The sequence below is a fragment of the Pajaroellobacter abortibovis genome, from assembly GCF_001931505.1.
GTDB lineage: Bacteria > Myxococcota_A > Polyangia > Polyangiales > Polyangiaceae > Pajaroellobacter > Pajaroellobacter abortibovis.
Genome location: NZ_CP016908.1, coordinates 628,004 through 642,727, shown reverse-complemented (window position 1 = coordinate 642,727; position 14,724 = coordinate 628,004). Strand labels below are relative to the sequence as shown.

The window sequence follows — 14,724 nt, the reverse complement described above, 5'->3', positions numbered from 1 at the left end:
GTTCTCTAACAAGAGCAACCATCTATTTGGTTGAGATGAAATAAACAGCTGCCTTATAATTTGTTCGATACCCACGCCAACGTACATCCACCCTCCCGGATCGCCCCTTCAAACCAACATAAGTACCATAGACATTATTGCTCAGAAGTCAAATGAGCACACGTCGTGTGTTTTGTACCGTCTCTGTGACTGCCAGTTCACACATCAAATCCTGCATATAACTGTGATTTATCTAAAAACTGGACTCAGTTGGTTTACTACTTGGAGCAAGCATCCCACCAGCACTATCACCCGTACTGTCAAAAATTTTCGTTTGCAAATCAGCGAGATAAACAGGACCCTTATAGTTGAGGAGCATATCCTTCACATTTAAAGTATCCATAGACATAGGAGGTTTGAATTTGAGGGAGTTACCTGTTGCATCCTTAATATCTCTACCCTCCCTTTACACAAGGATTAGAGTCATCCTCTTTACCTGTAGCCACTGTAGCTTTGGCTCCTCCTATTGTTTTCGTAACAAAAAGAACTGAAGCACAGGCATGGGTTACAGCAACACAATAACTGCTCTCACAACTTACGTAATTTGTTCACTCCACTTGAGGTCCACCATCACTCCCACCTTCCTGATAACCTCCACCCTTAATAACACCCTCTGAAGAAGGGGATGTATCAACTCTGCTACTTCCACAGGCGCTCAATAAAGACATGGAGCCAATCAAAAAAGAGCTGAATAAACCATAAGATACTGATTTTCGTGATCTGATCATAGATAAGTTTTCTTCCAAACAGGTAAAAACAAAAGCAATGATTATAAGTCATAGCGAAACATCAAACACTTTTTACTTTCCGTCAGCACGCTTGTTCTCTTTATGGTTGGTGAACCAGCCCCAAAAAAGAGCGTAGAGAAAAAAGGTAATATATGAAGGGGAAGGGGGTAAAGCATGGAGGAAGGGAGGAGGAAGAGAAATAGGAAACATCCGTCAGAGAGGACGGGAGGGAACCATGCTTGAGCGAAGCAAACTGGGGGAAGGGCCCTCGTCCTCTCTGACGGATGTTTCCTATTTCTCTTCCTCCTCCCTTCCTCCATGCTTTACCCCCTTCCCCTTCATACCCTATTACCCTTCAGAGCACCCACCACTACAGCCTTGCTCAAGCCAAAGCAAACTCGACGAGAAGAGCTACCCATATTAACCCAAAAGGAATCCTTCACCCATCGAATCGGAACAGCTCCTCCAAATCACCCTTTGTCAATTTTTTCGCACCTCCCACATCCTCACTAAGCACAGTCCCCACAAGCTCCCGCTTTTTCCCCCCAAGCTCTAGGATCTTCTCTTCAATCGTCCCTTTCGCAATCAAACGGTAAGCCGTCACCACCTTAGTCTGTCCCAATCGATACACCCGATCTGTAGCCTGGTCTTCAACAGCAGGATTCCACCAAGGGTCAAAGTGAATAACAGTATCTGCAGCAGTTAAATTGAGACCACTGCCCCCTGCCTTGAGCGAAATCAAAAAGACAGGAGGGCCATCTTCCCTCTGAAAATTTTCTACACGCGCCAGCCTATCTTTGGTAGCACCATCCAGATATTCATACAGGACTTGTTCCTGCTCCATCAGACGACAAATAATCTGAAGCATCGATACAAACTGACTGAACACCAGTACCCGATGTCCCCCCGCTACACAGGTTTGAATCAACTCACGCAAAGCCATAATTTTTCCAGAATCCTCATCTGTAAAATCACGTGGAAGCCCCAACAAACGAGGATCACAAGCAGCCTGGCGAAGCCGCGTGAGCCCTGACAAAATCTGGAGATGGCTCCTCGCAACACCAACCCGCTCCACTTCCCCCATCACCTGAGCCCGCACCTCCCTAAGTACAGCCGCATAGAGAGCAGCTTGCTCTCCCGTCAGCTCACAGAATTGATCAGCCTCAATCTTCTCAGGCAGATCCTTGGCAACCTCCCCCTTCGTACGGCGCAGGATAAAGGGATGGATAGCAGCCCTTAACCGCTCTGCCATCTTTGTATCACCCGCTTCAATAGGCCTGGAGTACTTTTCTTCAAAACGGTCGAGACAACCTAATAGCTCTGGACTCACAAAATCAAAGATAGACCATATTTCAGAGAGCCGATTCTCTATAGGAGTACCTGTCAGAGCCAAACGTCGATCAGCAGGCAAGCACTTAGCAGCACGAGCTGTCGCTGAAAGTGGATTTTTAATATTCTGAGCTTCATCAAGCACGACATACCGCCATGAGATACCTGAAAGTAGCCCCTCATCACGCCGCAACAAAGCGTAACTGGTAATGACCACTTCAGCATTTTCCAATTCATCCGTACGCTCTTTCCGATCAATTCCATGCCATACCGCATGCCGAAGCGAGGGGGCAAAACGATCGATTTCTCTCATCCAGTTCGTCACAACACTGGTAGGGGCTACAATAAGCGCCTTGAACGGCTTGGAAACTGACGCTTCCTTCTCATCCGCATTCTTGACGGCCAATAAAAGAGCAATCGTCTGCAGGGTCTTACCAAGCCCCATGTCATCAGCCAACACTCCCCCTGAACCAATTTCATGTAGAAACCAAAGCCAATGAAATCCTGCTTCTTGGTAAGGGCGAAGAGAGGCTTTGAGATTACGCGGCTTGCGTGTTCCTCGAATCTCTTCAATATGCTTCAATTTATGAAAAAGCTCACGGGTCTCATCGCTTACAGTGGAATGATTCACACAGGCAAGCAGATCCTGCAGGCGTCCCGCCTGCGACAGGGGGAGTCGACCATTCGAAGCATTGCTAGTAGCCAGAATTTCAGCCTGACGTTGCAGCACTTCGCGCACCTTTTGAATATCAACACGGGCGTATGAGCCTTCAGACAAGCGAACGTACCGACGCCCCTCAGCCAAACAGCGAGCCAACTCTTCTTGTGTAACCGCAACCCCTTCCGCCTCAAAGGAGAGACGTAAAGAGAGCCAATCCACCCCGCTAAAGACACGGGCATGAGCCCCCAACACCTCTGTCCTAACATGGACATCAACCAAATCGTCAGGAATAAAAAGATCCCACTCTTCAGGAAGAGTGCTGATCCCCTCCGTCCAGAACCGCACAGCATCGTCTCCTGATGCCATAAACCCATTCCCTTCCTCATCAGGAGTGAGCCCCAGCTCGCGCAACTTTTCAACAGCCTCCTGCTGAGCAGCAATATCACATCGAATACAACGGGCCCTCCTGGTTGGAGATGCAGTATCCGGAGGCTTTACCATGACAGGAGGCGTCATACCGTCCGCCCTCACATCAACTTCCATGTCCTCATAAGCAGCACGCAAAAAAACACGAGCATCTGTCAAAGTCCCCGTCGCCCACACGCGAAATGTAAGAACAACATCCACAACATCGGCAACCTGAGAGAGTTCTGGCAATTCCGCACCCACTTGAAGAACAACACGAGGAAGTCCTTCCGCAATCAACGCGGAGAGATTTTCCATCGGTGCTTGCAATACAGGCGTCCTCAATAGTCGCCGCATGGTTGCAGGCGATACACGGCGTTCAATAGGACGCGCTACCCCTTCCTGCGGATCAACATGCCAACCCGGATCCCCTTCAAACCAAGCCCCTTGAGTAAGCGTAAAGCGACGTGAATCATCTGACCTCGCAAAGCTGACTTTGACAAAAACATGAGCACCATTTTCTGAAAGGTCTAAATCAAAACGGGCCTTAAGAGGTTCCTCACCAAAACGCAACTCCATCATAGCAGGCTCTAGAATGACTTTCCGTCCTTTGAGCAGGGACAACAGCTCACTGGCATCCTCCCCTCGCACTTCAATCCCGATGCGACGGGACCCTGAGTTTTCAAGGCGAGCCAGAAGCCGAATCGCATCTCGATCAGGCGTGGGAGTTTCATCCTGAGCAACCAACAACGTACTGGGAAGAAGCCGGGTGCGCGCACTTGGATCCAAGAGAGTCACAGTCAATACACCAGGCTTGACTTGCAGGCGGTATTCGATAGATTGCGGCAACACAACTCCCTGATGAGGAAGCCACACATGCACCCCAGAAGGACAGGGTGTGGAAGAGGACAAAATACCTTCTGTTCTTGCGCGACCACTTCTCCCCCCATTTGAACTTGCTCCCCGCGATGTTCGCAAACGGGAGCGTTTATTTCTCTTCGCATGGGCCAACGAAGAAGAAGCGTGAGATTCCACTAAAAAACCATGACCATTTTGAGGACTTCCAGCAACAGCACCAGAACTGTGTTCTGCAAAGGGTGGAGTCTGACATCCTGCCCCTGTACTCCACACCTGATCGCGCAAAGCGATCAGCAATGCAGCCACATGTTTACAATGACCCTGAATTTTAGATGACGCAGGGCAACTACACTCGGAGGAAATCCCCGCAGAGGTCAATCGAATTTGAACCGCATAGGGCTCCGTCTGCGATCCGCACACGAAAGCGTGAGCTGAAGCCCCCTCAATTTTGATTTGGCTAACTGCTCGTCTTCGCACATAATTGTAGCCACGCAAAAAGGAACGAGCACCCAAAAGACGGCGGATCACTCGATCATTTAATATAGAAATAGCGTTTGTAAATGGAGTCGACAAGATAAAGATTAGTCCCACGCGAACACTCGCGTGCCCTTTCTATAATTGAACAATCAACAGGCTTGTTAAGGCATGCCAAACAGCATTGTATTTACGAAGAATACTGCCGGTTACTTCCACTATCACTACGAACCCTAAAAGAAGATGGAAGTAACCTTCAAACGGTATGAACCTTCCACCCAAATCGTATAACAGCACTATTATCTATCTTTTTTGTGTCACTGCAACTCTCCGTTTTTCACTTACACTTTCGATGTAAAGGTGAAAACATTCGATTTGCACAACCAAGTAAACTGATGATTTCAGTAAGGTTTTTTTCTCAAATATAAACACAAAGAACTGTTACTTTTTAAATTGTACTTTGATTTTATACGACTTCAAATAAAAAGAGACCCTCTCGATAAAAATCATCTTGAAACAATTTTGTCATTTTCATCCTATCAAGCATGAATTATTCCAAAAATAATGTAAAAAGAACATCCCCCTGCGATACAAATGCTCCATAAGTATGAAGAATGGTAGTGATCTGGCCCCGATGAGGGGCATCAACAGGGATTTCCATCTTCATCGATTCCAGAGTGATACAGGTTTGTCCTTGTTCTACAAGCTCCCCTTCTTGAACATGTACTTTCCATACGGTTCCTGTAATAGGTGCATAAACTTCTGCCTTCATGCTGTTTCCCTAGCCGAATTCACTGCAACGCTCAACCGGTTTACAAGTATAACCCAACTTCAAAACCAAACAGGAAACACGTTTGCAAATTGTGAAAGAAAGAGTCATACTTTATTATTAGCTAGGTCGGTTTTGTCGTTTCATCAAAATCGAATGAGTTCCAACATATTAAAAGTGCTCAGAAAGGGAGAACATGGGCAATCAAAAAGAAAGCTCTGTCATCACTTCACTCAATGAACTGATAAGCTATCAAGAAGACAGTGAATTCGGCGAACAAAATTTCAAAGAGGCTACTTCTTGCTCCATGGAAGAGGAATCGTTTGCCCCTACTCCAAGGAAACCTCCTCGTCTCCCTCCCATCCCTCTTCCATCCGCTCCACCTCTTCCAATCCAACAACCGATCCATGGAAGGAGAAACAGTGATACTAGCCAGGTACCTCCTCCATCGGAATATGCAGAACGAGACATCACGGAGAAGGAGAAAGAGATGCCCGTTCCTGAGCTCCCCGTTTCTATCCAACAACCAATACCATGGCAAACAACTCCTCTCAGCGTACAGTCTCCTTTTAAGAAAAAAAGGAAAGGGGGTGTAATTGCAATGGGAGCTGCGCTCGTAGGACTTCTAGCAATTGGTGGACTCTTCCTGAAAGGATCTCCATCTAAAGCCGATGGTCAATCGGCCTCTCCTTCAAAAGCAGCTGTTCCACTTGCCACATCAGAGCTAAAAGCAGAACCACAATCCCACCCAGTCCAAGAGACAGGCGCTCATCTGTCAACCAAGCAAAATATACCGATCATTCCTGAGAAAGCAGCTCCTTCCCCAACAGCTTCCGCAAACAAGAAAACCATTCTCCCATCCTCTCCGACGAAAGCAGGTGCTCCCAAACAAGCTCCTGCAGCCAATGCTCATCCACCTCATAAAAAAGGGGCTTCTTCAGGAAAAGAAGGCTCCCGCAGCTGCAACTGTCCACCCGGTGATCCGCTATGCTCATGCCTGTAGTCCCCCTCCCCCCTTACGGGATCGCGCTGGCTCTAGACCAAGAAGATCTCACTGCTGCCCATCGCCTGACTGCTCAAGTACGTGAATCGATCGGACTGCTCAAAGTGGGGTTGTCTCTCTTTACCCGTGTCGGCCCAGAAGCTATTAAACTCGGACAGGAATTTCAACTTCCTGTCTTTCTGGATCTTAAACTCCACGATATCCCCCATCAGATCGAACGGACTGTAGCTCAGGCTTCTCACCTAGGAGCCTCCCTCTTAACGCTACACGCAGCAGGGGGAGCGCGCATGCTTCAACAAGCTGTAAAACAAGTTGAAAGAGAGGGATCATCTATTCTTCTTGCAGCAGTCACAGTCCTAACCTCTATGGAAAGTGACGATCTCCAACAACTCGGCTTTGCCCATTCCAATCCGCAACAACTTGTTCTTCATCTGACCCGTCTTGCTCGCCAAGAGGGGATCCGAGCCTTTGTGTGTTCTCCTGAAGAGGCCAGTCTATTGCGAAAAGAATTTGGTCCTGATGTCACTTTAATCACCCCAGGCATCCGCAATGCTCTTCCTTCTCAAGCAAACAGACAGGAAGATCAAAAGCGAACTGCAACGCTTGAGAGGGCATTTCTCCAAGGAGCGAATTGGTTTGTGATAGGACGGCCAATCTCTCACGCACCTGATCCACAATCTGCTGCTCAACGGTTTGCCCACGAGCTTTCCCAAGCAATTGCCACTCAGCACCAAAACGACACGCTTACTCCTTGACTCGCCCCTCGTCACGCCCAGAAGCTACCCCCTCAACTGACTCCCGTCTTGTATGCGGATACCAGCCCGTGCGAGAAGCCATTCGTGCCCACACACAAAAAATCCGCAAGCTCTTTGTCGAACACAAGCACATGCTCTCCCCCAAGCTCAAAGAGCTTGTCTCCCTCGCCGTTTCTCACGGAATCCCTATTGAACAGATCCCTCGTTCTCGGATGGATCAGATGGGAAAAGGGATCCAGACCCAGGGTGTGATTGCCTACGCCCCTCCGTTTTCTTTCCTCTCTTTGGAGGCGATCGATTCACTTTTGACAACTCCTCTGGTCATTTTAGATGAATTAGAAGATCCTCAAAATTTCGGAGCTGCCATTCGCTCCGCTGTAGCTCTCGGCTCCCCCACCGTCATTTGGCCAGAACACTACTCAGCACCTCTTTCTCCAACTACATTTCGAGCTTCAGCGGGAGCTATTGAACATGCCCGACTTTGTCGAGTCCCTAACCTGCCGCATGCACTGACTCAACTACAAGCACAAGGGATCACTGTGATAGGACTAGATACCCATGGAGAATTGCCGCTAGAGCGTGCGCTCCCCACATCCAGAAATCCTATTGCAGTAGTCGCTGGGGCAGAAGGGAAAGGACTTCGCAAAAGCGTCAAGCGGGCCTGTAGCAAAACAGCCTATTTAACGATGCAAGGCCCACTCGCTTCTCTCAACGTCTCCGTCGCATTAGCAATTGCCCTTTACGAGATCGCACGCGCTCGCTCCCCTTCTCCGCTTCCTGTCCCCTTCGAGTCTCTGCACTAAGTAAGGTAAGGGCCCTACTGCCCCTTTTCCCCTATCCTAATTCCGCAATCTGATAACCAAACGCCCTTTCCAAATCAGCAAGAAAGCGATCGCCTATTTCCACTCCTGACTCTTTTCCAAGAGAAAGCACCACTTCCGTCCCATCTCGAAGAAAAACATTAAAAAAAACAGGACAGTTCCCCTCGGAATTCTGAAGGATCCGATACAACTCATCAATTTTTACCGGATTCACTTCATCTTCTCGCAAGCAAATTATGACATGGCGTGTGTTCCCTTGTAAAACGTCTGAAAGAAGCTGTACTTGATTCAGGGTCAACGTGGGCTCTCGATTGTTTTCTACCCCTTCTTCCGTCGAGTCTTCCTCTCGACGAGGGAAACTGACTCGTCCCGTCACAAGAATTGGCTCTTCCGAAGTCAGCAGAGCAGCACACGCCTCTATCTGAGGGGGACGAACCTTAACACTAATCCGACCGGTTAAATCCTCAAGTTCAAAGAAAGCAACCCGCCCACCACGGTCTCTGAAGACCTTTTCCCGATACCCTTCCACCATCCCTACAAGGCGCACAATCTCCCAATCCTCTCTCTGAGCGCAATCCGCAATAGAAATCGTATTCAATTGAGCAAGGGCTCGCTCCCCTCGCAAATACCTCTCCAGTGGATGACCCGAAATATAAAACCCAAGCGATTGTTTTTCCCGAAGGAGCGTCTCCCGCCTATCCCACGGTTCGCAGGCCACATAATCTCCTGCACTCCACGTAAAGGGGACCTTCGCTGAAGCCATCGGCGCATCTAAAAGACCGAACAAATTGGTCTGTCCGATTCTCCTATCACGCGTAGCCGCACGAGATCGTTCCAACGCAATATCGATCGACGCGAATGCAGAGGCCCTCGAGACACCGAGCGGGTCCAAGAGAGCACCAAATGCACCACATTGAATCAACGCTTCAAAAACTACCTTGTTTACCTTTTGCACATCCACACGAGCCGCAAAATCGAACATGTCCATAAAAGGTCCTCCAACCTGACGCGCTTCAAAGATAGCCTCCAAAGCCGCCTGACCAAGCCCTCGAACAGCTCCAAGACCAAATCGGATCTGAGGGCCTAAAGGATCCTTGATTTTCGTCGCGCGGTCCATAGGTCGATCCCCAGCCGGATGCGTATAGACAACCTTAAAATCTGTATCGCTCTCATTGATATCAGGGGGGAGCACGGTCACCCCAATCGATCGAGCTTCTGCTATGGTACGGACAACTTTATCGATCTTATCTTTGTCGCTCGTCATGATAGCGCACAAAAACTCAACAGGATAATGAGCCTTCAAATAAGCAGTTTGATAGGTAATCAATGCATAAGCCGCCGAATGGCTCTTGTTGAAACCATACCCTGCAAAATACTCGAGGAAGCCAAAGATGCGCTCTGCATCGGCATGCGCCACCCCCCTTTTGATAGCTCCCTGCACAAAAGCATCTTTTTGCTTGGCCATCTCCTCGGGCTTTTTCTTCCCCATCGCACGCCGCAATAAATCAGCCTCTCCCAGAGAATAACCCGCAAGCGCTTGGGCAATTTGCATCACTTGCTCTTGATAGACAATGACTCCATACGTCGGCGCTAGAATAGAATCAACCAAGGGATGCATCTGCCCGATAAAGACGCGTCCATGCTTGCGATTAATAAAATCTGTAACCATCCCCGTCCCAAGAGGACCAGGACGATACAGCGCCACTGCAGCAATGATGTCCTCGAACGAATCCGCCTTCAGGTCCTTAAAAAGCTGCTGCATCCCGCTCGATTCCACCTGAAAAACACCTTTGGTCTCCCCAGATGCAAGAAGTCGAAATGTCTCTTTATCTTCCTTAGGGATCTTTGCGAGATCCAGAGAGTAATGACGCTGTACATAGTCCGGCCGAGCATTAATCAAACGTTGGGCTACATCGAGCACCGTCAATGTCTTGAGACCAAGGAAATCAAACTTAATCAGCCCTGCCAGTTCTACATCATCTTTATAGTACTGCGTAATGTAAGCCCCTGTTTTTTCATCTTTAAAGACCGGGACATGATTCCAAAGCGGCCCTTGGCTGACAACAATCCCAGCTGCATGCTTACCAGCATGACGTGTTAACCCCTCTAGCTTTTGCGCTTGCGTCAAAAGCTGTCTGGTTTGCGGCTCCAGCTCGTAACGGGCTTTGAGCTTTGGTTCAATGTCAAGACTCTCCACAATCGAATAGGTCTCTGCAGGTGTTCTGCGAGGGATTAAATTCGCGATGACCTGGGCTTCCGAGGGTGAAATCCCCATGCATCGCGCCACATCTTTAACAACGCTCTTCGATTTCAACTCTGCAAATGTTGCGATATGCCCCACGCTCTGCTCCCCATACTTAGACTGCACATAGGCAATTACCTGATCACGGCGATCCATACAAAAATCGATATCAAAATCGGGAAGGGAAACGCGTTCCGGATTCAGAAAACGCTCAAACAAAAGAGAATATTCTAATGGATCGATATCGGTAATCTGCATTGCATAAGCAACCAAAGAACCAGCCCCCGAACCCCGCCCTGGTCCCACCGGAATGCTCTGTTCCCTGGCAAAACGGATAAAATCCCAAACAATCAAAAAATAATCAGTATATTTCATGGAGCTAATTACATCCAACTCAGATGCGAGACGACGCTCATAGGCATCCGCATCAAATGAACGATTGATCGCACTCCATTCTCGAAAACGCGCTTTCAGTCCTTCCTGAGCGATATAACGAAAATATTCTTCACTGGTATATCCTTCAGGGACATGGAACGTAGGCCAAATTGGCTCTCCTAAAACCAACTTGAGTTGTGTTTTTTCTGCAATTTCAAGCGTATTTTTAAGCGCTTCAGGGAACTGCTGAAATTGCTGAGCCATCTCAGCAGGACTCTTGAGATACATCTCCGAAGCACCGTGATGTCTCTTTTTCCCTTCTTCATATGTATAGCCGCTCTTAATACAAGAAAGATAGAGATGTGTGTCTGCATCTTCCCGCGAACCAAAATGGCAATCATTTGTTGCAACAAGAGGGAGCTCACATTTAGCAGCAAGTTCGACCAACATTCGATTAAGCACAGGTTGCTCCACAAACCCATGATCCTGAAGCTCCACATAAAGTGAACCCGGCTCAAATATCTCTTTTAAGTGAGCGAGCATCTTTGCTCCTGCAAATTCCCCTTCTTCAAGAATGGCTTGGGGGACAAGCCCCCCCATGCATCCTGTGAGGGCAATGAGTCCACGGCTATGCGCAACCACATCGCTCAAAGAAACACAAGGGAGCCCCGGAGATCCCTCAGGGTCAGGCTGTACGTGCCCTCTTGAAACCAACCACACCAGATTTGCATATCCTTCATTGGTCGCAGCCAATACAGGAAGATGGCAACTGCGCCCCTTGGTTGCGATTTCAAGCTCACACCCTAAGATAGGCTGTACTCCCAATGCTTTCGCAACCTTGTAAAAGGAAATCGCTCCAAACATATTCCCATGATCCGTCACCGCCACAGCTTTCATCGAATGAGACACCACTTGATGGATCAGGTCTTTAATCTTCAGCGATCCATCGAGAAGAGAATACTGGGAATGGACATGCAAATGGATAAACTCGGTTGACATCACTAAGGGAGGATAGCACAAAAAACACAAGAGGCTTGAACATCCATCTGATCTCCTTTACGTTGATGCGTTGAATCATGCATCTTTTTAGCCTTACAGGGGGGATTGCTTCAGGAAAATCAGAGGTAGCAAGCCGATTTCAAGCGCGAGGGCTCACTGTGATCAATGCAGATCAATTAGCCAGAGCCGCCGTTGCTTCAGGAACAGAAGGGCTTAAGAAAGTCATTGCCACCTTTGGCCCTTCCGTACTTACCCCCCAGGGGACACTCGATCGCTCTGCTCTTGGACACATCATCTTCAGCGATCCCTACCAGCGCCACCTCCTCAACACGCTCCTCCATCCCCAGATTGCAACCCTCCTCCAGAAAGAAATCGAACGGCTGATTTCTCTAGGAGTACCTCTGGCCTGTTACGAATCCCCGCTGATCGTAGAGACTGGACTCCAGGATCGATTCCGTCCATTGGTCGTTGTGACCTCACCAGTTTCCCTTCAAGTGCAACGCCTCTGTCATGTGAGGGGCCTGTCCCCTTTTCAAGCCCATCAGCGGATTTACACACAAGCTCCTTCTTCTTCAAAGGTCGCATCAGCGGATTTTTTAATTTGCAATACTGCTTCCATGGAACAGTTAAAAAGAGAGGCTGACAGGGTCCTGGATCAAATTCGCTATGATCTGACAGGGGTTCGAGACAAAGGAGGGACAGCAAACCTTCCAAGAAAGTTTGAGAAAACACCACCTATTGAAGGAAGAGCCATCCACAATTAAGGAAAGAGTCTCATGCCCTCTCTTCTCCATGAAGGACTGCTCGAGCTGTTCTCCAATGGCCCTGACTTCGCACCCTTTTTGGCAGATCAGCAACTGTCCTCCCCTCTCCCTTCTTAACACCGTGTGGAATTAGGTTCATCTATCTTCACAATCATTGCACCGACTGAATTACGGGCAGACGCTGTAGTCTATCTTTTCCCTCAAGGTCCCACTGCACCACCGATCCTCAGCATGATTGTAGAAGTCCAACGCAATTATCACCCAATCAAACGATTCACTTAACTTCATTATCTAACTACGCCGCTTCTTTCAGAAAAAGCATCCGTCTTACTATTGGTTATAATCCCTTTCGCAAAAGTCGTGCAGTCCTAACTCCTATCCTATCGAGATCTGTCCCAGCTTCACACCCAACCCACGGACACCAGGGCCAAATCATATCCCCATGATTGTAGACCCAACTCAAGTCCAACAAAATCTGGAGCTCGCTCCCCTTTCCGTTCCTGCACACGAGCGCCCGAAACACGGACATGCCTTTATCCAAGCGCTATATCCAACACTGTCAACCCTCGACAAAGACGTACTGGTGGTTTATTGTGCTTTGTTACAGCAAGCGCTTCATCACATCATGCTAAGTTCCAGTTTCCAGCCCAAATCAAAAGCCTATTGGCCAGACGACTGATTAACAAAGGAAACGCCAAGGGAAAAGCTGAAGCGTTGCTCACAACACTCCGTGCGAGAGGGATACACGTCTCAGAATCAGCAGCAGCTCGAATATCCGCATGTACCGATCTGACACAGCTCGACCAGTAGATTAACTAAGCAACTACAGCGACTTCTCCAGAGGAAATTTGTGGAGAAAATGAAAAATCATCCTTAAAAGCACTGTGATGTAGACATCCAAGCAAGACTAGTCGATTCTAAATTGGGATAGCAAAAGATGAGGACGGTTGTCTGTTGCGCGCTGTCACCAAAGTCCTCTATATGTTATGTTAGGCGAAGAGCAAGCAAGGGTAATCTCGCCTTCTGGTAGAAACACCAAAAGGCATGGCAGCTTCCCCATTCGATCCATCACTGCAGCCCAAAATTCACACGTTGCAACAGGAACGAGACCAAAGTAAGGAGGCTATTTGATCAAGTATTTGTATCGATCCATCTGGCCCTCGATCCACGACTGTTCACCTGAATTTCGAACAGTCCAATCCAATAACGGAATGTTTCCATCGTGTCTTTCAAAAATAGGATGCGTCCAGCGCTGCCCCCCTCCTCGTCTATATATTCATCTATAACCCCAGATAAAGTGGCTATGGACAACTGTCTCCAATCCTCATACTTCTAAATTGCTCCCTACAGCACAATATATCCAGGTTTCATAAAATCTTCGTAAACCTCTGGACCATAGGTATCCATCTGGTCAATCCAAAGAGCACCTGCCGTATTGCCATAGTCCCCAAACTGCTTCAGCCGACCTTATACAAACACACCATTCACCCATCCAAATGCATCCAGACCTCGCTAAACCATATGGTAAATATAGAGCGAAGAAAAGAATATGTACTCATTGCCCCCTTTTTGAATATGAATATGCGTATTGACGTAGTTCCCACGAACCGAATGTATTTCCCCTGTCCATCACAGATACAGACCTGTTTCAGAGCCCCATCCAACTCTTCCATTGGAATCACTTAACCATCCACCGAGTCGACCATCCGAAATTGGCCATCTCCCTGAAAAAAAGCAACCACTGCACGCATATATCGATTGCTTCCTAGGAGACTAAAAACCCCACCCTCCGCTTCCCAACCATAAATCCTGCCCTCAGTCGCTCTATCAATAGATCGCGTTCCCGGGGATCATCGACGACGAAACCCCCTTTATCACAATTGTGGGGGAAAAAGAATAGATCCATCACTTCCTAGAGCGGTAGATTTGTATAGCTCTGATCAGATGGTAAGACGCATCCTCCCGCTTCATTGTTATATAACTGTTGATTTAGCAGCTTGAGAGAGTATCCGCTGCAATGAAAACCTTTCTGGTGTTCTTCCTCCTGATACACCCCGATCAATAGAAGCGTGAGCCTCTTGCGGATCCATACAGGCACTTTGACATATCGGCAACGGATTTAGAGAAGAAAGGAGGAGAATGGGCACTTATTCTCCATAGCTTTTTATCAACATCAAGATCAAAATCCTGCGCTTCTTCAGAGTAAAGGTCTTGCACCCCTCCGGAGACACTGATTCCTCTATCATAGTACATAAAAGCCAAAGGAATTAAAAAAATCACCCTCGAAGAAACAATACATACTTAGAGAACCAACGATAACTCAACATGAGCAAGAGGAATGAAGAGAACAATCTCTGGTACCTTTGGCAAACTCATGAATAATGAATGATTCTCCCTTAACACATTACCAGCGAAAAATCAAAAATTCTTTGTCCATCTTTTCTTAACCCCTTGCAAACCACAGCCTAGAACCACTTCATTCTGAATAAATGAACAGATATT

The 14,724-nt window shown here is 47.9% G+C and carries 10 protein-coding genes; 6 read left to right on the top strand and 4 right to left on the bottom strand.

What is annotated here, in order from left to right; genetic code table 11:
- Positions 1-1,206: 1,206 nt before the first annotated feature.
- Both BCY86_RS03230 and BCY86_RS03225 read right to left on the bottom strand, forming a co-directional pair.
- Positions 1,207-4,611, bottom strand: a complete 3,405-nt coding sequence (locus BCY86_RS03230; RefSeq protein WP_245776259.1) for a DEAD/DEAH box helicase — start codon at positions 4,609-4,611, stop codon at positions 1,207-1,209.
- A 433-nt stretch (positions 4,612-5,044) separates the two neighbouring features.
- A complete protein-coding gene (locus BCY86_RS03225; protein WP_075276430.1) occupies positions 5,045-5,266 on the bottom strand; it encodes an acyl-CoA carboxylase biotin carboxyl carrier protein subunit in 222 nt (73 codons plus the stop codon).
- A gap of 193 nt (positions 5,267-5,459) precedes the next feature.
- Between BCY86_RS03225 and BCY86_RS03220 the strand changes: the two genes are divergently transcribed.
- From BCY86_RS03220 to BCY86_RS03210, 3 genes are read left to right on the top strand one after another with little or no spacing between them, the layout of a single operon-like run.
- Entirely contained in the window at positions 5,460-6,266 is an 807-nt protein-coding gene (locus tag BCY86_RS03220; protein WP_075276429.1) for a hypothetical protein, read from the top strand.
- The gene (pyrF, locus tag BCY86_RS03215) at positions 6,257-7,021 is read left to right on the top strand and encodes an orotidine-5'-phosphate decarboxylase (protein ID WP_075276428.1); all 765 of its coding nucleotides are present in this window, start codon (positions 6,257-6,259) and stop codon (positions 7,019-7,021) included. The genes BCY86_RS03220 and pyrF overlap by 10 nt, the downstream gene beginning before the upstream one ends.
- Complete coding sequence (locus BCY86_RS03210) at positions 7,018-7,824, top strand: TrmH family RNA methyltransferase (protein WP_075276427.1); 807 nt, start codon at positions 7,018-7,020, stop codon at positions 7,822-7,824. Before pyrF ends, BCY86_RS03210 begins: the two co-directional genes overlap by 4 nt.
- Before the next feature lie 31 nt (positions 7,825-7,855).
- On the opposite strand, the gene dnaE is transcribed toward BCY86_RS03210, so the two are convergent.
- Complete coding sequence (gene dnaE, locus BCY86_RS03205) at positions 7,856-11,458, bottom strand: DNA polymerase III subunit alpha (RefSeq protein WP_075277548.1); 3,603 nt, start codon at positions 11,456-11,458, stop codon at positions 7,856-7,858.
- Positions 11,459-11,535: 77 nt separating this feature from the next.
- On the opposite strand from dnaE, the gene coaE reads away from it, so the two are divergent.
- From coaE to BCY86_RS09645, 3 genes are all read left to right on the top strand, one after another.
- Positions 11,536-12,222 (top strand): dephospho-CoA kinase, encoded by a 687-nt coding sequence (gene coaE, locus BCY86_RS03200; protein WP_075276426.1) that lies wholly within the window; start codon positions 11,536-11,538, stop codon positions 12,220-12,222.
- Positions 12,223-12,345: 123 nt separating this feature from the next.
- The gene (locus BCY86_RS09650; protein ID WP_156865028.1) at positions 12,346-12,504 is read left to right on the top strand and encodes a hypothetical protein; all 159 of its coding nucleotides are present in this window, start codon (positions 12,346-12,348) and stop codon (positions 12,502-12,504) included.
- A 160-nt stretch (positions 12,505-12,664) separates the two neighbouring features.
- The gene (locus tag BCY86_RS09645; protein WP_156865027.1) at positions 12,665-12,901 is read left to right on the top strand and encodes a hypothetical protein; all 237 of its coding nucleotides are present in this window, start codon (positions 12,665-12,667) and stop codon (positions 12,899-12,901) included.
- A gap of 1,086 nt (positions 12,902-13,987) precedes the next feature.
- On the opposite strand, the gene BCY86_RS10175 is transcribed toward BCY86_RS09645, so the two are convergent.
- Positions 13,988-14,128 carry a hypothetical protein gene (locus tag BCY86_RS10175; protein ID WP_216636030.1) on the bottom strand — a complete coding sequence of 47 codons (141 nt, stop codon included), beginning with the start codon at positions 14,126-14,128 and terminating at the stop codon, positions 13,988-13,990.
- Positions 14,129-14,724: the final 596 nt, after the last annotated feature.

What these genes read in the sequence shown, in the direction of transcription:
- BCY86_RS03225 (WP_075276430.1), bottom strand. Translation starts at nt 5,266, where the DNA reads ATGAAGGCAGAAGTTTATGCACCTATTACAGGAACCGTATGGAAAGTA.
- BCY86_RS03220 (WP_075276429.1), top strand. Translation starts at nt 5,460, where the DNA reads ATGGGCAATCAAAAAGAAAGCTCTGTCATCACTTCACTCAATGAACTG.
- pyrF (WP_075276428.1), top strand. Translation starts at nt 6,257, where the DNA reads ATGCCTGTAGTCCCCCTCCCCCCTTACGGGATCGCGCTGGCTCTAGAC.
- dnaE (WP_075277548.1), bottom strand. Translation starts at nt 11,458, where the DNA reads ATGTCAACCGAGTTTATCCATTTGCATGTCCATTCCCAGTATTCTCTT.
- coaE (WP_075276426.1), top strand. Translation starts at nt 11,536, where the DNA reads ATGCATCTTTTTAGCCTTACAGGGGGGATTGCTTCAGGAAAATCAGAG.
- BCY86_RS09645 (WP_156865027.1), top strand. Translation starts at nt 12,665, where the DNA reads ATGATTGTAGACCCAACTCAAGTCCAACAAAATCTGGAGCTCGCTCCC.
- BCY86_RS10175 (WP_216636030.1), bottom strand. Translation starts at nt 14,128, where the DNA reads ATGGATCTATTCTTTTTCCCCCACAATTGTGATAAAGGGGGTTTCGTC.